At 48.4% G+C, this 24,299-nt stretch carries 16 protein-coding genes; 1 reads left to right on the top strand and 15 read right to left on the bottom strand.

The features are described 5' to 3' along the window. Positions 1-128: 128 nt before the first annotated feature. The 10 genes from ABIC22_RS21875 to ABIC22_RS21830 form a co-directional block, all read right to left on the bottom strand. Entirely contained in the window at positions 129-1,823 is a 1,695-nt protein-coding gene (locus ABIC22_RS21875) for an RICIN domain-containing protein (RefSeq protein ID WP_354486053.1), read from the bottom strand. 211 nt (positions 1,824-2,034) lie between these two features. After that, positions 2,035-2,979, bottom strand: coding sequence for a carbohydrate ABC transporter permease (locus tag ABIC22_RS21870; RefSeq protein WP_110823077.1), 945 nt, complete (start codon positions 2,977-2,979; stop codon positions 2,035-2,037). A 17-nt stretch (positions 2,980-2,996) separates the two neighbouring features. Continuing rightward, the gene (locus tag ABIC22_RS21865; RefSeq protein WP_095357516.1) at positions 2,997-3,842 is read right to left on the bottom strand and encodes a carbohydrate ABC transporter permease; all 846 of its coding nucleotides are present in this window, start codon (positions 3,840-3,842) and stop codon (positions 2,997-2,999) included. A gap of 53 nt (positions 3,843-3,895) precedes the next feature. Beyond that, positions 3,896-6,478, bottom strand: a complete 2,583-nt coding sequence (locus ABIC22_RS21860) for a DUF5696 domain-containing protein (RefSeq protein ID WP_354483732.1) — start codon at positions 6,476-6,478, stop codon at positions 3,896-3,898. A 16-nt stretch (positions 6,479-6,494) separates the two neighbouring features. Continuing rightward, positions 6,495-7,130: a Yip1 family protein gene (locus ABIC22_RS21855; protein ID WP_354483730.1), complete on the bottom strand. Its 636-nt coding sequence runs from the start codon at positions 7,128-7,130 to the stop codon at positions 6,495-6,497. Beyond that, positions 7,114-8,577 (bottom strand): hypothetical protein, encoded by a 1,464-nt coding sequence (locus tag ABIC22_RS21850; RefSeq protein ID WP_354483728.1) that lies wholly within the window; start codon positions 8,575-8,577, stop codon positions 7,114-7,116. Before ABIC22_RS21850 ends, ABIC22_RS21855 begins: the two co-directional genes overlap by 17 nt. A gap of 15 nt (positions 8,578-8,592) precedes the next feature. Beyond that, positions 8,593-9,468: a carbohydrate ABC transporter permease gene (locus tag ABIC22_RS21845; RefSeq protein WP_076288847.1), complete on the bottom strand. Its 876-nt coding sequence runs from the start codon at positions 9,466-9,468 to the stop codon at positions 8,593-8,595. Between the two features lie 2 nt (positions 9,469-9,470). Continuing rightward, positions 9,471-10,388 carry a carbohydrate ABC transporter permease gene (locus ABIC22_RS21840; RefSeq protein WP_376035425.1) on the bottom strand — a complete coding sequence of 306 codons (918 nt, stop codon included), beginning with the start codon at positions 10,386-10,388 and terminating at the stop codon, positions 9,471-9,473. 58 nt (positions 10,389-10,446) lie between these two features. Continuing rightward, a complete protein-coding gene (locus tag ABIC22_RS21835; protein ID WP_354483725.1) occupies positions 10,447-13,344 on the bottom strand; it encodes an extracellular solute-binding protein in 2,898 nt (965 codons plus the stop codon). A 112-nt stretch (positions 13,345-13,456) separates the two neighbouring features. Beyond that, positions 13,457-14,812: an ABC transporter substrate-binding protein gene (locus ABIC22_RS21830; protein WP_354483723.1), complete on the bottom strand. Its 1,356-nt coding sequence runs from the start codon at positions 14,810-14,812 to the stop codon at positions 13,457-13,459. Between the two features lie 283 nt (positions 14,813-15,095). Here ABIC22_RS21830 and ABIC22_RS21825 point away from each other — a divergent pair, with 283 nt between their 5' ends. Continuing rightward, positions 15,096-15,851 (top strand): helix-turn-helix domain-containing protein, encoded by a 756-nt coding sequence (locus tag ABIC22_RS21825; RefSeq protein ID WP_354486052.1) that lies wholly within the window; start codon positions 15,096-15,098, stop codon positions 15,849-15,851. A gap of 194 nt (positions 15,852-16,045) precedes the next feature. On the opposite strand, the gene ABIC22_RS21820 is transcribed toward ABIC22_RS21825, so the two are convergent. From ABIC22_RS21820 to ABIC22_RS21800, 5 genes are all read right to left on the bottom strand, one after another. Then, a complete protein-coding gene (locus tag ABIC22_RS21820) occupies positions 16,046-17,668 on the bottom strand; it encodes a response regulator (RefSeq protein ID WP_354483721.1) in 1,623 nt (540 codons plus the stop codon). Between the two features lie 3 nt (positions 17,669-17,671). Further along, positions 17,672-19,414 (bottom strand): sensor histidine kinase, encoded by a 1,743-nt coding sequence (locus tag ABIC22_RS21815; RefSeq protein ID WP_354483719.1) that lies wholly within the window; start codon positions 19,412-19,414, stop codon positions 17,672-17,674. A 43-nt stretch (positions 19,415-19,457) separates the two neighbouring features. Next, a complete protein-coding gene (locus tag ABIC22_RS21810; RefSeq protein ID WP_354483717.1) occupies positions 19,458-21,158 on the bottom strand; it encodes an extracellular solute-binding protein in 1,701 nt (566 codons plus the stop codon). Between the two features lie 146 nt (positions 21,159-21,304). After that, positions 21,305-22,840, bottom strand: a complete 1,536-nt coding sequence (locus ABIC22_RS21805) for a glycoside hydrolase family 43 protein (RefSeq protein ID WP_354483716.1) — start codon at positions 22,838-22,840, stop codon at positions 21,305-21,307. Between the two features lie 460 nt (positions 22,841-23,300). Further along, positions 23,301-24,287 (bottom strand): glycoside hydrolase family 43 protein, encoded by a 987-nt coding sequence (locus tag ABIC22_RS21800; RefSeq protein WP_354483714.1) that lies wholly within the window; start codon positions 24,285-24,287, stop codon positions 23,301-23,303. Between the last annotated feature and the right edge of the window lie 12 nt (positions 24,288-24,299).

Below are 24,299 nucleotides of genomic sequence, written 5' to 3'. Positions count from 1 at the left end.
TCACTCTACAATGAGTCATCGTACAAACGGAGTTCCTATGCATCACAGCGCATCGCGCAGACTGAATCTCAACGTAAAGAGGACCTTTCCGGCGATAACAGCCTTGGAGGTCCTCTTGTGCAATAGCGTTAATTGCTAACCGCGATAAATTTCCATTGTTGATTCGTTGCACCCGTGTACGTATTCTGCTGCAACTTGGCGCCATCAGATGTGGAAGCGTTTTCCACTTCAATCGCTTTGTTGCTGTTCACGTTAATGATGCTCCAATATCCATTGCCCAGATCGTTGACTTTGAAATGCTGTGCGGTCGTGTTCAGATTGCTCATGAGCTGAACCGCTTCACCGTTCGTGAGAGTACCGTTGCGAATATCAATTACTTTGTCCGGTGAGTTCACGCTGGTTAGTGTATAGCTGCCACCGCCGATGGAGGTCAGAACCCACTTCTGAGGATTGCCGCCCAGATCGCTCCATTGCTGAAGCTGAAGATTGTTTTGATTTTGCCCCCCAGGAACGTCAATGACCTTATTGGAATGTCTGGCCACAATTTTGTAGGTTGCACCTGACACAAGCCCGGTTGTGGGTCCACCACCATTTCCACCCGGGTACGATTGAGCACGTTCATGGTACCAGTTGAACAGGAATCGTCCCATGGCACTTCGTGAAGCATCGCCATCCCATTTCAGTCCAGCCGTTGGATCGGCAAAAGAGCTGCGCTGCCCCGGCTCAAGAATGAAGCCGTTCATGTGAGCCGCAATACTAACGTTTCCAGCCGCGTTGAAGATGGTTTTGGTATTGGTACCGAAACCTTCGTTGCTGCCATTAAACAGGTTCCAATAGGCCGAATCACCAGGCTTGTTCTTAAACCAGGTTACTTCCGTGATATTGATCGGATACTTGTCTGCAGCTGCTTTCACATTGGTATTCCACTGATCTTGCAATATGGAGAAGTTATCGTATGCGCCGTAACCCGGATACCAGTGAACTGCATATCCATAGTTGTTCAGGGGATCCGTCAATGGATGGCTTGCCGTCAGACTGTAGAACTGGTTATACCCCAAACCTGCAGCCCAGATTACGTTATCGGCACCCTGGTTACGAATCGTGGAGATGATGGAGTTCTGGAAATTGCGCAGGTCATTCCAGTGATCCACAAAATCATTTTCCCCGTTGTATCCGCCCCAATGACCATTCGCATACGATTTTACTGGCTCGTTAATGAGCTCAAAGTGAACGTTATCGGCACTTTTAATCTCGGGACGAGATGCAAGATATCCCCAGATTTGATTGAATTTCTGCAGGTTGGAAGCGGTGGTTGCCTGGTCATCCTTCAACGTAAAGTCGAGTCCCAGGACGACATACACACCTTTGGTTTTGGCATATTGAATGTATGGGATAATGACGTTCTGCGTAACGGTCTGCACCCCGGCAAAATTGTATGTACCCGCCGCCACATCACCCATGTCCTCACGATCAATGAACAGACGAACCTGATTCATGTTCCATCCATGATTGCTGCCGTACTTCGGACTTGTGTCCGCAAATGTATCGGTAATGTCTTTCAGGTAGGCCAGTGTAGCCGCATGACGATTGTTGCCGTGCAGATTAAGATAATAATTGCTGCTCTGATACGTCCAGTAGGCACCTGAAGGTTGATGCCAACCGTTCAGAAGCACAGGCTGATTGTTGCTGTTCACCAGATTCTTGCCACTTACGTGAAGCTTGCCCATAGGCATGCCAACCCACGCCTCTGCGCGGCTTCCTCCCCATGGAGCAATCGTAATCAGTAAAGCCAAAACGAGTAAAAGTTTACAAGACATCCACATCTTTTTCACTTTATATCCTCCTGTCATGATCGATTGCTTTTCCTCAATGCAATATCCGATGATTGCAGCAAAATCTACGAGTAGACTAAGCTTCAGTTGGCGCACGCTTCCGCAACCCGTTCCATACGTTCAGGTGCAAGACTCCTCCTCCTCCTCTCTTCAGATCGTATCGAGCTGTCTCGGATCTTTCTTCACGGGTAAGCCTAGCGTTTTAGCCAACGATTCCTGTACGTTCTACACTCTCCACAAAATAACGCTGCACGAAGAGATAGATGACAATCAAAGGCAGAATGGCGAGCAATATTCCCGTATCCTGAATCATACTTAGATAAAAAGGATCCGCCTTAGAGGCTCCATCACTTACTTGTTGGGCTAGATTATACGGAAGCGATGACAGTTGGGTCGACATGACCTTACTTGAAGTCAGATACGTGGTCGTGTAGAAGCTATCATTCCACTGCCATACAAAGGAAAACAGCATCACGGTCACCATGGATGGAATTGCATTCGGCAGCATGATTCGGGCGAAGGTCCGCCCAATGCCTGCCCCGTCCACATATGCAGCCTCTTCCACTTCCTTCGGAATGCCGCGGAAGAACTGACGAAAGATGAAAATATACAACCCGGCTTTAAGCGAATTGGCCGTAATGGCGGTCAGAATGAACGGCCAGTAGGTATTCAGCAGGTTCACCGGTTTGCCGGTAATCAGTGTCATCAAGCCCATCAGGTCGAAGCTTTTCAGATTCAGATACACCGGAATCAAAATCGTCGTGGGTGGAACGAGAATCGTGAGAATCACACCTGCGAACAGCAAATTGCTCCCCTTGAACTTCAACCGGGCGAAACCATACCCTGCAAGGGCACAGGACGCTGTCGTTAACAGTGTTGTTGTCGCTGACAGCGCGAAGGTATTGAACAGCGTCGCCCAGTAATCCATAACCCGGATAGCCTGCTGAAAGTTATCGATCGAGAAATTCTGGGGGATCCATACCACCACTGCGGAATACAGGTCACCCTTATCTTTGATGGACGTTGAGATTTTCTGAAATATTGGAAAGAGGATAACAAAGGAAAGTCCAGTAATCAGTACGAACCGAATCACAGACCAGAGCCAGCCTTTCCAGTGTTCCAGCGATAATAATCGAGAAGTCGTCACGCTGAACGTCCTCCTTTCTAATCTTGATAGAAGACTCGTTTCGAGAAAATAATGGATACAATCACGAGAATGATGGCAATCGCCAGGAAATACACCCATGCCATCGCCGAGCTGAGGCCAAAGTCAAATTTCACAAATCCGGTATCCCGGATCAGTTCAGTCATGGCGTTATTGGCAAACGAGTCGATAATGGTGTAGATCGCATTGACAAAGATCAGCGGACTGACCATCGGGAATGTAATCTTCCAGAATGCTTCGTACCCGGTAGCACCTTCCATTTTGGATGCCTCATAGAGCTGAGGAGAAATGGTCTGGATGCCAGCCAAAAAGATCAAAATCTGCACGCCCGACTGGCTGACAATCTGATAGATCCGATCCACGGCACTGCTCAGATACGTCACGATCCATTCGCTCACCCCGGCATCCAACATCAGATTTTCGAGCTCAAATGTACCTAGTGCGCTTCCTCCAGTACTGTTCTGGTTAACAGCATCAATCAAGCTGGTGCTCTCCAGTGACATGATGACACCGGATGCCAAAATAACGGGCAAGAAGAATATGGAACGTGCCACTGCCCGGCCTCTGAACTTCTGGTTCAGGATGACGGCGAGAAACAGGCTAAATATGACAATAAGAGGCACATTGACAAGCACATCGGTAATCGACTCGATCAACGCTCGGTTAAAACTGGTATTGACGGTGAGTGCCTGAATATAATTGGCGACCCCGGTGAATTGAATGGCAATGCCTTCCGCATTGGCCTGAATCGTGCTCATGCTGTAACGCAGTGACGCGAGCAGCGGGATGAAGAAAAATAATACAAATCCGACCAGCCATGGAAGCACGTAGATGACGCCCCACATGGCTTTCTGCTGAGCGTACGTACGACTTCCCGATTTCCTTTTCAGGAGTGTCTTCAGAGCTGCTCACCACCAGTCACATAACCTTGGGCTTCCACGGATTGGCCCTCAACCTCTACAGGAAAATCATTATAATTCACGATCACGAAGCCACCGCCATCATAGGTTGTTCGGTACACACCTTCCGCCAATGCTTCATGCGACTGCATGAAACGCCCGGCAAATGGAAGATTGGTCTGATTGACCTCGTTGTACATCTCGGCAGCCAGATCCACCCACTGCTTGTAATTTGCCGCGTACAGATCGTCATAATCGGTCTGTTTGACTACATGATTAGGCGCATTAAACCAGGCAAAGTACGGACTTGCACCGTATTCGATCAGCTTCAGCACATATTGTCTCGGGTTCGTATACGTCGAAAGATTGTATGGAGATCCCGTGTAACTAATATTTCCATGAACCACCAATTGAAAGAATGGAATCTCCTCATCCTCCAGTTTGAACTGGCTGCTGCTCATTGGAGCATCCGTCAGTCCGGTAACATACGGCAGCGCGTAGCCATTTCCACCTTCGGCCACAACGGAGCCTGCCTGCTGTTTGATCTGTTCGAGGGCTTTGGTGACCACGCCCAACGCTTCCGTTCGATCCAGCTGCTTCTTGGGATTCATGTCGCTGTTCAGCTGTTCAGCCAGATCCTTCAGGCTCAGTGATTGCGCTTGCTCTTCTTTTGAAATAGACTTCATCTCATCCAGCATATCTGTGGTAACTTGATCCAGCTTGTTGGGCGAAAGTACATAGGATGGTGACCTATCCCGATCACGGCGCTGTAAGGCTTGATTCATCGGATACACGACAGCCGGTTCCTGGGTTAACGTTCGTGAAGCCTCTCTATTCGGTTTGAATCCTTTCTTCGACTGCACATTCAGGAGAGCTATGTCCGGATAAAATCCGATACCCGCTTCCCGTGAGTAATCACTAAAGTCACGCATACCTTTCTTGCCACCAATGGCTCCGTCCACCGAAATGGAATCCGGCAGCCGATGGTGCAGTCCATCATTGAACCATCCGGCGTAGCGAACCTGAATGTTGGATACATTTTTCTCCGTCAGCGTGGACAGAATCTGCTTGGCTTCCTCAAAGGTCGTAAGCGCCTCAGTAGAATCATAAGGGATACCCAGCATATGCTGCCGGGTTGTCATCCCGCCGAACAATTTCAGATAAAATGGAATGCCCGCCTGTTCTTTACCCGCTTGCTGCTCGGGAAGTCCGCCGGTTTGCAGCAGATAATTCCGATAGAGTTCCGCCAGCCCTGAATAGGAAGCCTTCTCCCCGCCGACAAAGGAGTAACGGACAACAAAGTCTGACGCTGTCGGTTTTTTCTGGAATTTGGGAAGTGTTCGTACCATGTCACTTGCCTGAAGCGTTACATCGCTCTTATTCATGACATAGAAGCTTGGATATACGTTGTTATAGCTGTTCAGCTTGCCGCTGATATCCGCATTCACCGTTGCCACAGCGTCCCCTTCCTCGATAATGCCAAGGAAAGCTCCCTCTTTGCGAATCAGTCCAAAGACCGGCAACCGGGCTTTGGCTTCCGCCGATCCGGCTTCCCGCAGCTTCATCGTCAAATCCGGGCCATAAATATCTTGTTGATACCCTGGATATTGGAGCTTCCCATTGTTAAAATGGATCAGTGCTCCCGAGCCGTCCGGTACAAATATCGCCCCCTCTTCTTTCATCCCTCCGGCTCCGAAATATTCCAGTACGGAAATGGTGTTGATCGGATATTCTTCCGGAAAATGAATGCCGGATGCTGGAACACGCACCAGCAGATTCTCTCCATCCAATTCATATTCCAAAGTCATCATGAAGAGCCGCGGTCCACTGCGCTCCTGATCAATTCCGTGTTCGGCATGATCCTGTGCCAGGTCTTCTTCCGTATAACCAGCCGTGTCAAATGCCTTCAGGGCACGGGACAACTGGAGTCCCTGCAGGGCCTTGTCGATTCGAACATAAACACCTTCTTCTTTGTCTTCGGTATACCCGATCTTCAAGGCGCGTTCTCCTGCCTTGTCGAGCTGTGCTAACAACTTTTGCTCAAATCGTTCCTTGCTGATTTTGACCGGCAAATCTTCAATGGAGCGCTCGGTGCTCCCGAACTGATAGTGAACCCGGACCCCGCTTGGCATAGCCTCAAAGCTAACCTGCTTGTGACCGATACTATCCGTATAAGAGTTCACCGTACTGCTCTGACCTTGGTTGTTGAAAAAGCTAAGTCTGGCCTGGGATGACAGAAGATCTTTGTTAATCCCAGCCGCAATCCCGTCCTGCTCTCGATCTGCCGGATTGCTGCGCCAGATCTGTCCGCCCTTTCTGTCCAGGACAGCAATCTCTGCCGTCTTTTCATCGATAAACAGCTGCAAGGCTTCATTCCGGGCAATACCAATCATGCCTTGCAGGCGAGGATCGCTGAAAGAAGATTTCAGTTGTTCTCCGGGAGGCAGGGAGGGAAGATCGGCCTGATCTACAGCTGCTGCTGCCTCACGAGCTTGCGGTGATAGCGAGAACTGGCAGCCACTTAGAAGCAGACTGCCAATCAGCAGCATTCCGGTTATTTTTTTTGCTACAGCATATTTCACTGGATGTCCTCCTTCCTTAGCCCCGAAGCACGATTTCTTGATAGATGGTTACGACAAACGATATGATCTGCTGCACAAGACTGAAGAAAAGCAAGCACAGAAAAGCCATAAAAGCCATGGCTACGAGGGTAAGCAGCATCGTAAGCACCGTCTTAGCCGGTGTGTACTGATGAACGGTCATGTTGCCCACGAATAACAGATACACCGTCCAAGCCACAGCAAGTGCATTGGAGAAATAATAAAAGGCTGTCTCCTGCGCGGAAATGACCAGACTCAGCCAGATCCACGGGAAATGAATCAGGAGCAGCGGCACCAGTGCAAAACACGTCGACATGAAAATCTCCGAAAACTTGCCTTCTCCATCCATCAGGGTCGTTAACGACCAGTTGGCCACACACCAGAACAGTACCGGGATCATGACATACAACACTTCAAGCAGGCTGTTCAGATACTTGGGATTGTTAAAATTAATGAGAAATCCGCTGTACTGGGCATGCAAAATCTTGGTAACTGTCAGCAGCAGCATGATCATACAGGCAATCAGCAATGTCGTTCGTTGATTACGTTCATATTTCAGTTCCCAGTACCCATCGAACGGGTGAAAGATGAGGTGCATCGGATACTGGTAAAGCTGCTTACTTGGCGCTTGCATTTGTTGTCCTCCTTTTCTGCCTGCGAACGATGACGACGGTAACAAACGCAGCAACAGCAAGGAATAGACCGGACATCATCCACGAAAAATGCTCACGCATCAGCTCCTTGCGGAACAAGAGAAAAGCTTTGGAGTAACCCTGCCGCTCCATGCTCCGTTTGAAATATTGCGCAGATTCGGCGTAATCCTTCTGGCGAAGCAGCGACTTGCCAATACCCGCATAGGCATACTCCAGATTCGCATTCATCTCGGCGGCCTTGGCGAACAGCACCGAGGATTGATCTTCATCCCCGTTGTAATAACTGCGCACCGCTTCGTGCAGCGTGCGCCCGTATTCCGTGATCTCGAATACCGTAATCTCACCGAGCGCCTTATCCAGCACAAGCATTCGGTCTCCTGCACGTTCCAGTGCAACTGCTGTGTTAAACTGTCCCAACCGATTGCCTATCCCCCCAAAAATATGGAGCAGGTATCCATCACCGTTATAGGTGAATATTCTCCCTCTGTTGGAGTCAAGCACCGAATACATGTCACTGTCTCCCACGTCTACATCAATCAGGCGCGATGGCCCTGCTTCATTTGTGTACATCAGATCACCTTGTGGGTAATGATAGCCTTGTCTGCGCAAGATATCGGTCCCCTGGGCATTCAGCTTCTTGATTGGATCTTTGCCGCGGTCACCGCTTGTGGCATAGATGAATCCCTCTTCATCCATATCCAGGTTGGTAAATTCCGTCGGGGTGAACATGACCATCTGACTGCGCTGCTCGCGCGTGGCAAACCGTTTCCACAAATACTCTACCGGGTCAACTTGAACCCTGTTCGCTCCGATAAAGGAGGAAAATGTACCGTCGGCACTGAACTCCATGAATCCGTCAAATACACCCGCTGCCATGACGTAAATGCGGTCTCCTTTATCCATGACAACCCGAACGGGTTTGAATTGAAAATCCGCTTGTAACAGATCCGATTTCGGCTCATCCACAACCTTGACCAATTGGCCTTGTTCATTCAGATGAACGACCCGTTGATTGTCGGTATCCGCAATGAGAAGATCCCCTTTTTCACTCACATACAGCCCTTGCGGATTATTGAATTGCTCCTTCTTTCCCTCACGTTCAAAGGAATCAATCGTCCGGACCAGCTTCAAATTACGATCCATTTCCACAATGCGACCATTGCCGGAATCCAGTACGAACACTCGCTGATCCGCTGTGACATGCATGTCACTTGGTTCTTTGAATGCACCAGCGTTCACTTTTTTTCCCGTAATGATAGACGTGGCCTCGTATGCTGCAGGAGCCGGAACGGAATCGCCCCAGTAGGAATATTGGTAAGCATCCTGCTTGCCATCTGCACTCGCGGGTACTGCTTCTTGGCTGAACCACAGGAGGCAGACCATGCCCATGATGATCCAGCCCTGCTTGTTCCATGTGCTTTTCCGCACCTCGCTGCCTCCTTTCTACTCTTTCATGCCCGAAGTAGCCATCGTCTGCATGACACTGCTCTGGGAGATGATGAACAGCGTAATCGGTACGATCATAAGCAGCAGTGCAACCGCTGCACCAACCCCCGCTCTCGCTATTCCTCCCTGAACAATCTGGCTGAGCGCGTAATGCAATGTTTTAAGATTTTCACTGTAAATAAAACTTCCACCGTCTGTTCCCCAGAGGGCCGGAAACTGCAAAATCATCAGAGTAAGCCAAGCCGGCTTCACATTAGGCATCACAATACTCCAGAAAATCCGGTATTCATTCGCGCCATCAATTTTCGCTGCCTCCAGCAGTGCATCCGGGATCTGTTCCATGAACTGTTTCATTAGAAACAGTCCCAACGAGAACGCTAGGGATGGCACGATAATCGAAGCATGACTGTTAATCCAGCCGAGCCAGGACATCACCATGTAGTTCGGGATGGCAGTGACATGCGGCGAAAACATGAGGGACAGAATGACAATCGTGAACAGCACCTTAGAACCCGGAAAACGATATTTCGCCAGTGGATACGCCGCCGCTGAGGCCAGAAGGATATGTCCTGCTGTTCCCAGGATTGTAATGAGCAATGTATTGGCAATATAGCGGGATAACGGTACCCACGAATTGCCCATCAGATTGATCAGATCCGCAAAATTCTCCGTTGTCGGATTGTTCACCCAGAAGCGCGGTGGAAAAATAAACAATTCATCCAGTGGCTTAAATGCGTTGTTAACAGCATAGATGAGAGGTAACACCATAAATGATCCAAACACGGCCAGCAGGGCAAACAGCATCAGGCTGACGGTAAATGACCGATTCAGTCTTTTGGGCATGCCGAACACGGCACGTACTTTGCTGGTCATTGTCATTCACCTATCTTTCTCAGCATTTTTTGCGTCAAGACGTTCGTACCAAGCATCAGTGCAAACAGCACCGTTGCAATGGCCGAGGCATATCCCATCTCGAAGCGAATGGTGCCGAAGTCCATCAAGTGAGTAACGACCGTATGCGCTGCATAGTTAACACTTGGGAAACCGGCCAGGGCAATCGAAATTTCGGCTACAGCAAATGAAGCCGTAATCTGCATGACCGCGCCAAACATGAGTTGGGGTCTCATCGATGGCAGGGTAATATACCAGAGCTCCTGCCAGCGATTTTTGATCCCATCCACGGTACCGGCTTCTACCAGAGAGCGGTCAATCGTCTGCAAACCTGCGATAAAAGCCAGGAAGCTGGTTCCGAGACTGAGCCATAGTTGAACTATAATGACGATGGCCAGCACGTATCTCTCATCTGCAAGCCATTGGATGGGTTCCAGGGTGACGCCCAGACGCATCAGGAAACCATTCATGTACCCGTAGCTGTCACCGGAGAAGATGATCAGCCAGATGAAAAATACGTTACCGGATATGGATGGAGCGTAGAATACCAGCGTCATGACCGCCCGGATTTTGGGCGACAGTTCATTGATGATCCAGGCAAACAAAAAGCAGGCAATATAACTGACTGGGCCGGTGATAACGGCAAACAGCAGCGTATTTTTCAGAGCAATTAAAAAGACATCGTCCCCCAGGAACAGGCGTGAATAGTTTTGCCAGCCGATAAAACGCGGTAGCTCCAGCATATTAAAATGGAAAAAGCTGAGCCCAAGCGAAATGCCGACCGGTATGACAGTAAACATGAAAAAGATCAACATAAACGGTGCCATCAATACGTAATAGTGTCTGCTGAGATACAGATCCCTTTTCAAAAGGGACCACCTGCCCGCTGGACGCGTATGGATGGCAGGAGCGGCTGCTGTCTTGGCTGTTTTGGCTTGCAACCGTTACCCTCCCTTCCTTCTACTTCAGATTGAATTCCTTGCGCTTCAACTCGATTTCATCATCGATATACAGGACATAGTCCGACAGGGCCTCACGCGGGTTTTCGTTGGCGTTGACTACTTTACGGAATGCATTGTCCAGATGCCTGCCTGTGAAATAACCTCCCGGCAGCTGCGGGATACCCTGTACCCATTTCCATTGTTTCTCCAGATTTTGATAATCCTTCACGGGCCAAGGCAGCTGCTGAAGTGCCTTAATATTGGCCGTCGGATAGCGGGCAGCTGCCCCCATCAGGCCTTCCATTTCTCTTCCGTATTCGATCTGGGTCTGCTCATCGGTCCACCATTTCATGAACTTCCATGCAGCTTCCTTGTTGCCTGCATTTTCGAGCATCATTACGGCGCTGGTCGCACTGGCTACCTCATGCCGTATAGTACCGTCCGGAAGCTCCGTACCCGGAACAATGGTAAAATCCCAGAGGTTGCGAATTTCCGGTGCCATAACCGTCAGCATGTTGTACGTGGTATAATCGGCGATGCCAATCGGCATTTCCCCAGTACGGAACCGGTTTGGAAAGTCTGCCTTGAGCGGAAATTTGTAATTGGTATAGAACTGGGTCCAGCGTTTAAATGCATCCATTGAAATCTCCGAATCCAGTGCACTCTTCTTCTGATCTTCCGTATAGAAGGTGCCATCATTTTGATACAACAGCATGGCAAAAGTGGAATTCGGTACAAGGTTTGCATTGTTCAGCGTATCCTCGATCGGCAGATAGAACTCCATGTTGTGTTTTTGCAGCACCGCGATGGCGTTATAGACGTCCTGCCATGTCTTCGGCGGTTCAAGGCCCAGCTCATTCAGGATATCTTTACGGTAAAAAAGCATCGGGAAGTGCTGCTGCTCCGGCAGCGCGTAGACCCCATCATTGTAACGGTAAGGCGTCAGTCCGCTTTCACGGAAACGTCCGGAAATCTCTTCGAAGTCCGGGAACTTGCTCAGATCCGCTGCTGCATTTCTCATCGCATAGTTCACGGGAATGTCCTCGCCCATCTGCATGGCCACGTCCGGTCCTTCCCCCGAAAGCGTTGCTGGCAGCAGAATGTTAGGCGGAACAAGGCGCAATTGTACCGAGACATCGGTATCCGGGGTAAACGAATCATCGATCAGACCCTTAAGCACCTGGGCTTGGTCCCGTCCAGTTGTAATCCAGACGGTAATCGCGTCTTTCTTTTGCTCCACGTTGCCGATACTGTCGTAATCTTCCGTATAGGAAGCGACATAGGCACCCAGTTCATGCTTTACTTGCTGGATGGCCGAAGAATTTGCATCCGGCAGCGAACCACCTGGCTGGGATACGACAAGGTAATCCATTGTAATGGGCTGCTCTCGCACGGTCAGAATCCAGGTGCCAAGTCCGCCCACGTTAATCTTGAATGTATCCAATCGTTTCGGTACCGTCTCGGGTCTGGCCACCATATCCTTAAGCTGAACGACCATCGCATTCAGAATCGCAACTTTATCGCTCTGCTCACCCGTGGCCTGCTCCAGATAGGCTGCTACCGAGCTAAGTGTATCCGCCTGTCGTTCAAACACCTCGGTCATCTCCGGAATACGCCGTTCGAGCTGATAGTCCCGCATCGGATCGGGCTGGTTCGAGGTGATCATTAATATTTTGCGGTACATCTCGTTCAGTTCCAGCACGCTGGACTCCACGGTACGAAGCAGCGGAGCGATATCACCCAGTGTGACCGTCATCCGAATGCGGTGTTTCCCTTTTTCAAGATGGAACTGATAGGGCTGTTCTTCTTCGGCTCCAAGCACTTGCGTTTGCCAGGAAGGACTGTAATTAAAACGAATGCGTTTCATTTCCTTGAACGGTACGTTGCCGTCAATGGTCAGACTGCGGGTAGCATAAATGCCACGCAGTTGGTCCTGCTTCACCTTCAGCGCGAGCTGATATAACCCGTCTTCCGGGACGTCAATCTCCCACTCAATCCATTCACCAGGCAGCTTCCAGTTTATTCCTCCAATGGCGTTAATCCGAATCTTCGAAACGTGATATGGCTCCAGTGAAGGACTGGATCGATCCGAGATGGGTGACAGTGTCGGCGAGGACTTGCTCACTGCCTGCTCTGCCTGAACCTTCAACATGACAGGCTCAGCCGGCTTCAAGCCACGTGTCTCATAACTTGCCTGCAAATCCGCATAGGAAGGGACGTCCTCTTCCTGATACAGTTCGATATAATCAATGGCCATGCTCTCTCTTAGCGAGGTGAGCGTTAAATCCTGTGTACCCTGTTCAAAATAAAATTGGAACGGCTCCTCGAAGTAACCTGCGCTATCCCTGAAGGAAGCGAGCTGCCACTCGGGCTGTTCCACCTGTCTCGGCCTGAGATCGTTGCCACGGTCATCCCGCCTGATGTCTTCTTCCCGATTGCCCCACACCCTGTCGAACAGCAAGACGTCAGCACCTCTGAATGGAACGTGCCCGTTTAGCTCCAGCCTGCGTTCAATTCCTGAACTCTTGCCTTCAACGGGATAATAGTGGATGCGGACATGGTATAGACCACTCGCTTGAACGGGCACATCCCAGCGAATGCTTCCGGTTTCAGGTGTAATGACGGCTTTGCCATCCAATCCCTCATATCCCTGTACAACTTCAAACGCTCCGCCTTCCGCCTGAACATAAGACTCGCCTTCAATTCGTATGACGTTGTCCGGCTTGGCGCTGCTGGCATGCATACTCAGATAATGTTCATAGCTGCTTTCATCGTCCGTGTTCGAGACCGCTTCAAAATCTTCGAGCGCATGTACCGTTCCCGTGCCTTGATCACGCGATGGATAGATCGTCCAGATCGAGAACACTAAGGCCAGGACAAGCACCAGAATCAGCCCCATTTTCTTACGTGACCGCATGTTCGAATGTATCCCCTTTCCTGTAAGCATAGCGACCATAAAACGGTTGACTAACTAACCCGGACAGACCACACCGATATTGATGCGTTCTGCCCGTGTATAGTGTAGGTGCCTATTTATATACCTCATCAATCGCTGCCTGGAAGGGAGCCTTGTATTTCTCAATCAGCGTAGATACGGATACGCCCTCTTTAAGCTCTGCATCAAAGTCCCAGAATGGCAAGGACGGGAATGTATTATGGTCGAGTACAAGCATTCCCTCTGCAACCTCTCTAGCGTTATTGATGTCCGCCTCATCCGTCAGGTGTGTCTCCAGCGTGGATTGGCCAGGATACTCGTAGATCGAATCAATCTCGTTAATTTTCTCCCAGATGTACATCAGTTGTTCCGGATTCTCCACCGCTTTAGGAATTGTAATTGCCTGGTAGCGTGATTCACCGGAGTGATACTCCGAAGCACTTGGTCCTTTGGGAAAAGGTACAAAGCCGATATCATAATCCTTCATATCCGTCATAATGCCTTCCACCTCGTACATTGCTCCTGCGTACATCAGTGTATTACCTTGACGGAAGAAGGTGGATGGTTCTGTCCAGTCGCCGCCTTCTGAAGCTCTGCCGACTTTCTCGGTTGCCATTTTGGACAGGAAGTTCAGCGCTTCTTTGGTCTTCGGATCTTCCAGGTTCTGCTTATCTTCTTTGGTCAGAGAAGCTTCGTTGGAATACAAAACGGGTTCAAGAAGACCTGTCTGAGCAAGTCCCCACGTATCCAGCTTGCCATCATTGTTTCGATCCTTGTTTGCTTCTTTTGCGACGCTGAGGAATGTATCCCAGTTCCATTCATCGGCATCCACATATTCCTGCAATGGCTTCAAGCCCAGTTCCTGCATAAGGGTCCGATTGTAGAAAATGCCGTTAATAAATGAAGATTGATCTTCGGTAAACCCGTAGCCCTTGCCTTCGTACTGCATGTATTCCTTGGTCGTTTTCTGGTTGAATACCTTGTCGTTTTTGATATAGTCATCCACTGGCCACAAAAGATCCTGTTTGGTCAATGCGGGGATGGCGTAATCCTTACCGAGCCTTACAAAGTCCCCAAGCGGTTCACCTGCCATCAGGGAAGCCACCACTTTCTCCTGATACTCACCAAAGTCGATGGAAATATATTCGATGTTAAAGTTGTGTTTTTTCTTCAGTGCTTCCAGATTTTCGAGGCGCTGAATATTGTCCGGGTTATTGTCCTGAATCTCCATATCCCACCAAGCAACCACTTTGATGGTCCGGCCGCCCATATCAAAATCCATCTCCGGCGTGGAGTTTGCATTCTCGGGCTCCGTTTCGGCAGGTTGTTGTTCCTCCTGAGGTGCCGGTTTCTCCGGTTCAGGTTGCGCGGTTGGCGTAGAACTGCATGCAGCAATTAGTAGCATGACCGCGAATACCAGGCTCAGCAGCATAAACTTGTTTTTTCTCATCGTCTTCCCCCCTGATTGTCGTTTGCTCCCACAGTGTATCTCTCAGATGAAAGCGCAAACAACCTGATGAAACTTAGATATTTACCCTGTCAAATTATAGAAATGCAGGATTTGAAAGAGATACGCTGTCTTTTTAATGTGAATTGGTAAAGAAATGCACTGTCTGAAAAAAGTTGCACATTGTATGCGCTTTCTTTTATTCCCATAATAAAAATATGCCTTTATCCAGAGATGAACCGCCCGAACGAAATTCAGGAAGGTGAGGTCATGCTTCTTGTACAATATGCTGCTTGTCGATTACAGTCGCCGTTGGTGCAGAGAACTTCAGCATCTGCTGAACCATAACAAATCGCAGTATGTGATCAGTGAATGTGTCCATTCTGCTCCTGCAGCCCTGACTGCTTTGTCTGAAAGGCAATTTGCCATTGTTGTTGTATTTACGGAGCAGTATGATACGGCTGGGCTGTGGTTATGTCACCACATAAGGAAAACCAGTGATATTCCAATCCTTCTACTGGGTGGAAGAGATCACTACCGACTTGTGCGGAAAGCACTGGCTTATCAGGTAAATGACTATTTGTCTGGTCCAGTCCGTCCCTCGGATCTGCTGAACAGTTTACTTGGAATGCAGAGCAGGCTGAGCTCTGAACCAGTCAAACAAAGTGTGCCTAGTAAATCCCCTATTCCAATCTACGGAAAAGCAATGAACTCGAGTCATGTCATCCGCCTTGTCAAAGCCTATATCCGGGATCATCTGGGGGATGAAATCACGTTAAGGAAAATTTCCGATATGCTGCATTTCAATTGCGCCTACCTGGGCCAGAAGTTCAAGCTGGAGGAAAGTATGTCTTTCACGGATTACTTGCTTCAACAGCGTATGGAAAAAGCCAAGCAGCTTCTATCCTCAACCCGTTTGCGAATATACGAGATAGCTATAGAGGTCGGTTATAAGGATATTGATTGGTTTTACAAAAAGTTCAAATCGTATACCGGTTCAAGTCCCAATGCCTACCGGAGACAGAAAACCCATACGGCATAGGATGAATGAATCTGTTTGCTATTTGGAACTCTTCCAGTCAAACCAAAAACGCAGGAGCATCTGCTCCTGCGTTTTTATCATATCCGGATTCTTTTAACATCTGATGAAGACAGTTTACCTATCGTAAATGTACGGAAGCATACTTGACTCATGTAACCTGTGTCAGCCAATTATTTCTGTTTTATTGCATTCCCCTATCGAACCAGCAAGGATTCGCGATATTCCTGCGGCGTCATACCTGTCAGCTTCTTGAACAGACGAGTAAACGAATGAGCTGCTTCATAACCAACTTGCAGCGCGATCTCCCGTACCATAAGATCCGTATGGGCCAGCAGCTCCTTGGCTCTTCGAATGCGGCAATCGTCAATAAACTCGGATAAGTTGATCCCGGTTTCCTGCTTGAAGAATCGGGAGAGATAGGATGGGTTGAAATGATTCAATTCAGCCAGTCGGACCAAGGATAAATCCTTCTCCAGATTATTTTTGATGTATGTGCATATCGTTTGGGTTACCAAATTAGCCCGTTCCGCTTCATTGGCCTGTTTGAATTGAACCAACTGATCAGCTGCCTGGTACAGGTTGTGTACGGCCTCCCGTATACTTCGGTAATCTCCGAGATGAAGAAGGCTTCGCTGATCAGGGATCTCATGCGGAAGCCCCCAACGATTGAATGTGGTGTACAGCATCAGTGCCAAGTGATAGTACGTCTCCATCGCTCGCTCCATGATCATGTCCTGATGCAGCAATTCATTGATCAGCTCTTCAAAGACGTCATAAAAAGACTGGAACCTGCCGGTTTCCAAATAACCGATCATTATTTCGATCCGGCTTGAAATGCGCAAATAATCCTTGGAAGCCCCTACTGCAGGTTCTTCGGTTTTATCTGTTAACACCATGGATATCCCGTCCCCGATCTTCATCCACTGCAGGAGACGCAAACGTTCGTATTGTCTTGGAATTTGGGACCATGGACAGCCCTGTCCGCTTAATGCGAATGCAATGGATACACCTAATGAGGACTGGCAAGCTTCTTGTACAAGTTCCAATGTCCCTTCGACATAGGTGACAAAATGATCGTCCGAGCTGATGTTCTCTCTATTCGGTTGAATCAGCCAGACCGCATCGCCATAATGATCGGTTACGCTGGCAGATATCGCATGTTCACGAATAAGCGAAGAGCCGATCACTCGAATGGATGCTTGAACATGTTCGAGATCAGCCGGGTTTACAGGCATCGTGTTGAATCGTCCAAGCACCAGGAACACCGGGGAATCGGCTTGCAATTCAATGTTTCTTCGGGTCAGCTCAGCTTGGATCTCATCTGCTGAACCGGCCTGCTTACACTTCTGAAGAAGCTTACGCACATATTCCTCCTGCTGCAGCGCGGCTAATCTGGAAGTAATCTCATCAGACTGTTCCAGCACTTCATTCATGGTATGACTTTGCCGAATCTCTTCGATTACCTGTTCGACGACGGTCATTACTTTGTCATAGCCCTCCGTTTTGAGTAGATACCTTACGTTGCCCATTTGAAAAGCCTTGTAGGCGTAATCAAAATCACTGTGTCCCGTCAAGAAAATAACGCGGCATTGCGGCCATCGGGCCTTAATCTCCTCGGTCAGCTCCAGGCCGCTCGTTCCCGGCATACGGATATCCGTCAGTACAATGTCTATCCTGGAGCGCCGCATCCAAGATAACGCCTCCGCAGCAGAATAGGCTTTGCACACGTCAAGATTGTCTGGCATATATCTGGCAAACGTCTCATACAGACTATCCGTGATAATCTCCTCATCGTCCACGATCAAAAGTCTATACATTCGTTATTCGACTCCCCTTCCTTCCGCCTGAATCCGAACAGCGACCCTTAGCCCCTGCAGCTCACTCCTGGAGAGAAAAAGACCACTTTTTTCCCCATAGGTCAGTCTAAGGCGCCGGTGTATATTCATTAATCCGGTCATTTCATCTGTACTTGTTTCATTCAGCAGCCGTTCTTGGAGGAGCTCAATATCTTCCATGCGCAGCTCGTTTCCGTTGTCTTCCACGACAAATTCGATAAAGGATTCCTCCATATAGAAATGTACGCGCAAGAGACCCATATCTGTATTTTTTTCAAGACTATGCTCGTAAGCATTCTCAATAATCGGCTGAATAATCAGCCTGGGCACCTGAATATGTTCCATCTCCAGGGGTACCTGCCCGAAGTCCACCTTGATACGTCTGGAGAATCGCAGCTGCTGAATTTCCGTATAGATTCTCGAATGCTCCACTTCCTCCTTCAAGGGGACATGATCTGTCCCGTTTCGGGTGATGAAGCGAAAATACTCGCCAAGCATGTTCGTAAATTGTTCAATGCGATCCGTATCTCCTGTTCTGGCGAGGGAATTTAAAATAAAGAAGCTATTGTACAGAAAATGCGGATTAATCTGGGATTGAAGCTGTCTTAATTCTGCCCGCTGCATCATCATGGTCATTTTGAAATCACGGTCAATCAGCTGCTGAAGATTTTCGATCATAAGATTGAAACGGCTGTACAAGAAACCGAATTCGTCTTTTCGATGATGGTTGATTGGGATGTCCAGCACGCCTCCCTCCATTTTCTTGAACCTTTTGACAAGCAGCAGCAGCGGCATATGGATCAGCTTGTAGCTGGAATACAGATACGCCGCAATGGCGATGAATGAAGTGATGGCAAAAATCCAGGCCCATTGAACAAATCTGCTGAGAGGTTTGGTTACGATTTCCTCCGGCAAATAGGTGGCTACGGACAAGCCCAGCGTACTTATATGAAGCTGGTTCACATGATACACGGTATCCTCCACACTCACCTGAAAGTTGCTTTGCGGATTTGTAAGACTGGACTTGCGGTGACTGGACAGAATGGCATCACGCCGCTGGTCCGAGATGGCAAGCCCCGTTTTGTCCTCAATCAGCAATGTTGCGCTCTCGGGATAAAGATTCAGCTGTGACAATTCGTTCTGAACTTCCGCGTTATCCAGTTCCACTTGGACAACAAACAGCGGATCCTCACCTCTTTGACCAGTTAGTCTTACAGCGCTAAGATTCAGGTTGTCACCTTTCACAGTAAAGCGAATCCCTTTTTCTTCTCGAGTTGAGCTAAAGTAGCTAAAGGATTCCTGATCAAAGTCATCAATGCCCTGCATGGCCGATACGCTCTTGTTGACTGAAGGGATATGTACGTAAACGTTCCTGATGTAAGCACTGCTGTTTTTGAAAGCAGCCAATCGTTCCGATAAATAATTCAACGTTTCACGTCGCTCCACTTGATCCATCATGTTCCATAGAATGGCAAGCCGGTTCAGTTTGCGGTCTTCCGCGATGTCGAACTGCTGCAGCTCCATCCATTCGATTTCCCTGTTCAGCTCCATGGCAAATTGGTTCAAACGCCGATCTGTCGACAAGGATATTTCCTGGCTTGCCGTATCGTAACTCCAGTGATATAGATATACGCCGAGAAGAATCAGCGGAATGACAAAAGCCAGGTAGGTCATAATTAGTCTTGCAAATATGCTATTGAGCCACGACTGGGCAGGGATCCTAAACAACCTTTTCACCTCCTGTGAGCCAAACCGCGAAAAGGTTTGTGAATTAATTCGAAGATGCCAACGAGCCGTGATCCCCTCCACCATTGGTTCTGAACCACGCATTCACCTCCGATGTAATTTCTTCCCCACCCAACTTGTACCAATCGTCGACGAACCGATCAAACTCTTCGAGGGGTGAACCAAGGATAATATTCATGTAGGCTTCAAGCTGGAGATCTCGAAGAATAATTTGCCGGTCAACCATGCTTTCAGTTATCCCACCCGTATATTCGTCGTACATCAGCTGCCCGTTCAAGTCATAGGCATCGGCAATGCTAAAAGCACCCGAAGGGCCATAGGTCTGTTTCCATCCCCATCCACTCTTTACGCCTTCGGAGTCATAAGCAACTATTCGTTTGTGGATCGCAAGTGCTTCATTCTCCAGGCTGGAGTAGTCTCCTTTTTCTGTGGCGTCACGAATATCTCTGTAAGCATCTATGTTTTTGGTTCCTGGGAACGGAGTTACTGGCGAAAGTTTCCACACGGCAAGTGAGTCATCATTGTAGTACTTTTCATACTCAGCTTGTTCACCCCAGTTTTTGTCCAAATGCAGATTCATAAGCTTAACGATGACCTCAGGATGGGCAAATCCTTTTTTTACGGCAAAATATTGTCCTGTATTGGAACGCAGCGGGACCCGTATGTCTTTTCCAGACTCGGCCACAAGAGGGTATGCTTGCCACTCTGCGCCCGGGTCCTTATCGCGCGTAGTCTGAAGCATGAATGGGGTCCACTGTTCACCATACAGCATGCCTATTTTACCGTCCTGAACCAGTCGAGACTCCTTGCTTCCGTTTTTGTAGGCAAACTCGGGATCCACCTGGCCATTAAGGTATAAGTTTCGCAGCATCTCAAGCGCTTGTTTGACCTCAGGTTGTATGCCGCCGTAAACGAGATTCCCCTTCTTATCCTTGATCCAGATATTCGGATAAGCCTCGTAACCCGCCATGAATCCGGATACACCCATGACGGGATCCCACAAATAACTCGTCATCGCCATTCCGTAGGTGTCGTTTTTCCCGTTACCATCAGGGTCCCCTTTGGTGAACGCTTCCGATATGTTCAGGACATCCTCCATCGTTTTGGGCGGCTTTAGGTCCAATTTTTCCAACCAATCCTTTCTGATCCATAGATACTGCGCCGTTTCAATGGAAGATGACGATTCAGGGATGGCCATCAGTCTACCGTTTATGGTAGCAGCGTCGAACGCACCTCTTCCCTCAGCCTCCAATATTTTTTTGGTAAGAGGAGTGGCTTGCGTCTCGTACACTTCGGTCAGGTCTTCAATCAATCCGGCATTGCTTAACTGCCTGAGCTGGTATGGGTTTACTTTGACAACGTCAGGGAAACGGCCTGAAGCAAGGGCTACCCCTAGCTTCTGATTATAAACATCACCCGTTGCGATCCAGTCATAACGAATCTGAATTCCCAATTCTTCTTCATACAAGCGTGTCCAGCGATTATCTATCAGACTTTCACCCGGTAACTCCTCAACCATTCGCTCCAGTTCCTCCTCTGTTTCCCTGACAAAAGTGACTTGTATGGACGGAACATATTTCCCTTCCTCCTCAGAAGGCTCTCCCTGCTGCCCCGCGGGTAACGGTTGCGTCTGCTCAGACATTCCTTGCATAAGGCTTACAGGCATGAGCACCGCAAGGAGCATAATTAAGGTCCATCTTGTTCTGTACTTCCATCGATTAGACACGACAACTTGCCCCATTTCTATTGGAATGAATCATGCCATTTATTTTAAGGATCATCCGGAATTCAATCATTCTATATCCAAAGATCTGTAGGCGTACAAAAAGCCGCCACCAGGCGACTTTATGCATACCATTGTGTGTTCGTTGCCTAGATTACCCGGTATTCGAAATTGGAGAAATCGGCTATACCTCCAATAACCTTCGTTGAGTAGAGGAATAAGCCAATCCGGCAGCCCATGAAATGGTCCAATTTATAGAACATCTTGTGAGGGATGCCAACTGGCTTCCACTCCGTACCATCAAGATAGGCAAAAGAACACTCATCCCGATTGTTCACAAAATGACCTGACGCCTGGAGCGTAACGACCGGCCCGGCTACGGGGATTCGTGCATGTTCCGTGGCAGGCTCCTGATCAATCAAATTCCCAAATATGCTGGAATCCTCACTTTCCCGTGCATGCATGACAAGGTAGAACTGTCCTTTATCCCTAGTTAACGCAATCAGACCGTAAGTTCCTATTAAAAAACATATGCCTGCATAATCACCATCGTTTAATCCGCTGCCGTCCAGTGTCACGTTAGCCGTACATGCAGGTCCCATCGCGCGCTGGGTTAATGTGTTTACGGCAAACGTTAAGTTCGGACTGAGCTGACCGCTCCGAATACGATATGTACCAGGCTTCTCGGTTACAGTCCAAAGCTCATCATGGGGCGTATGATTCCACTGCCAAAAATCACGCAGGCGTACTCTACCGTCTTCTCCAATGTGATAACTGAAATCGTCGCTGCCTACCAGTGGGCTGTATTGATAACCCGGCCTTGTGCTAGGAATATCAATTTCTTTTGGTGCCTTGCTTGCAAAAACGGGTATACTGCCTTCAAAATGCACGGGAACAAGTACTGGAATACGACCCACCGCACCATGATCCTGAAACAGCATAGCATACCATTCTCCATTCGGTGTATCAACAATCCCACCTTGCGCAACACCTGAATTGAAATAATCCATATCATCGTTAAAAACTTCCCCACCGACAAATTCACCTTCTATCGTATCCGCCATGAAGTAAGCCTGAGTTCTTCGTCCCGCCTCTTTCGAAATGTGAATCAGGAACACATAATACTTCCCTTTGATTTTATAGAAATGGGCACCCTCGTATCCCAGATGGTAAGGCTCTCGCTCTTTTACGATTAAACGCTGCAATCCCCCCGGTTTGGGTCCTGACAGATCAGCCTCTAACTCGATCAGATGAATTTCGGTATTGCCATGTACCAGATATACCCGGTCGTCATCGTCAAAGAAAAGTGAGCAATCATGATAAAAGCCCTCAACAATGCGTTTGTTCCATGGCCCCAATATAGATGAAGATGTGTACAAATACGTTTTTCGCGTATCATTGGCTACAAAGATTACATAAAAAGTCCCTTGATGATACCGAAGTGAAGCTGCCCACATTCCTTTACTATAAATCTGCTTGCCGTCTTCCAGTCTTTGGGCGGGTGTGTCATCCAGTCTATCATACACATGAGTTGCCACTTCCCAATGCATCAGATCATATGAACGCAGGATGACACATCCTGGCATCATATGCATCGTAGTACTCACCATGTAATACGTATCTTCTACGCGGATGACATCGAGATCCGGATAATCGGCCCATAGAATCGGATTGTGATGAACCATTCCTTAATACACCCCGCTTATTTTGAATATTGTAAAAATATCGTTAAAAATAGAATTCAAACACTGACTCCTCAGTCAAACCCATTTTACATGTTTTAATCCAGAAGCAACAGAAAAAAATAACATCGTTCTCCATTATAATGAAGGTTGATGACACTTCCGCATACAGCATAATAAATTCCCATGCAATCGTTATATGACAAGAAGATTAATCATGAGTTGACTATGAGTGCTAGCCCGCTTGAGCAACTGATTATGTGATTTTGTGGATGCAAGAACAATCACATCCTATAGTAAAAGGTGGAGTAATAAAATCAATATTTAAGCGCTTTCATAAATAGATAAGCTAATATGACCTTCTCTTTAAAACCAAATACATGCCCAAAAAAAAGATTTTAAAGGGCGGCTTCAAGGGATGATTATATAAGTAGGGAGGCCCGCGAGGCCCCCCTTAAACTTGTTATTTTTCCGGGTATGGATCAATCATGCGAATGGTTCCATCGGAGTTATACGTCAGTTCGGCAAATTTGACACAGCGCTTGTAATCGACACCGCCGGACAGGGAACAGTCATGATAAAATAAATACCATTTATCCTCAAATTGAACAATGGAATGATGTGTTGTCCATCCCAAAACAGGCGGTAATATAGTGCCCTGGAACGTGAATGGTCCCATAGGATTGTCCCCTGTAGCATACACCAGCTTGTGCGTTGTTCCCGTGGAGTAAGACAAATAATACTTGCCATTATACTTGTGCATCCATGGGCCTTCGAAATATCTGCAATCTTCGTTGCTGGCGGTAAGCGGCTTGCCTTCCTGATCCACGATTACAATTTCCAATGCTTCCGTAGACATAGAAAGCATATCCTCGCTGAGCTTGGCAATTCGTGGGCCAAGGGCAGGCGCATCCGGAGCAGGACCTTCAGCATCTTCCGCGTAGCTTCCCGTCTGCCACTTCTCCAACTGTCCGCCCCACAGCCCGCCAAAGAGCATGTAGGCCGCGTCGTCCTCGTCAATGAATACGGCAGGGTCAATGCTGAAGCTGCCTGGGATGTACTGCTCCTCAGGTTGGAATGGACCTTGGGGAGAAGAGCTTGTTGCTACGCCGATCCGGAAGATGCCGTCATGATCACGTGCGGGGAAAAACAGATAATATTTTCCGTTTTTGTATGCAGCATCTGGCGCCCACATCTGACTGGATGCCCACGGGACATCCTTAACGTGCAGCACTTCACCATGATCCACGACCGGTGAATTCAGATCGGCCATGGACAATACGTGATAATCCTCCATTTTGTATTGGTCTCCGTTGTCATTCACCGGACCGTCATGATCCAGATCATGAGATGGATAGATATAGATTCGATCTTCAAAAACATGAGCTGATGGATCTGCAGTATAGATGTGGGTAACTAACGGTTGCTGCGGTTTAGGCACTTCAGACATTCAAATACTCCC

Origin of the sequence: Paenibacillus sp. PvP094 (genome assembly GCF_040546835.1) — a bacterium.
In the GTDB taxonomy this organism is placed as follows: domain Bacteria; phylum Bacillota; class Bacilli; order Paenibacillales; family Paenibacillaceae; genus Paenibacillus; species Paenibacillus illinoisensis.
This window is presented reverse-complemented; position numbering and strand designations above follow the sequence as displayed.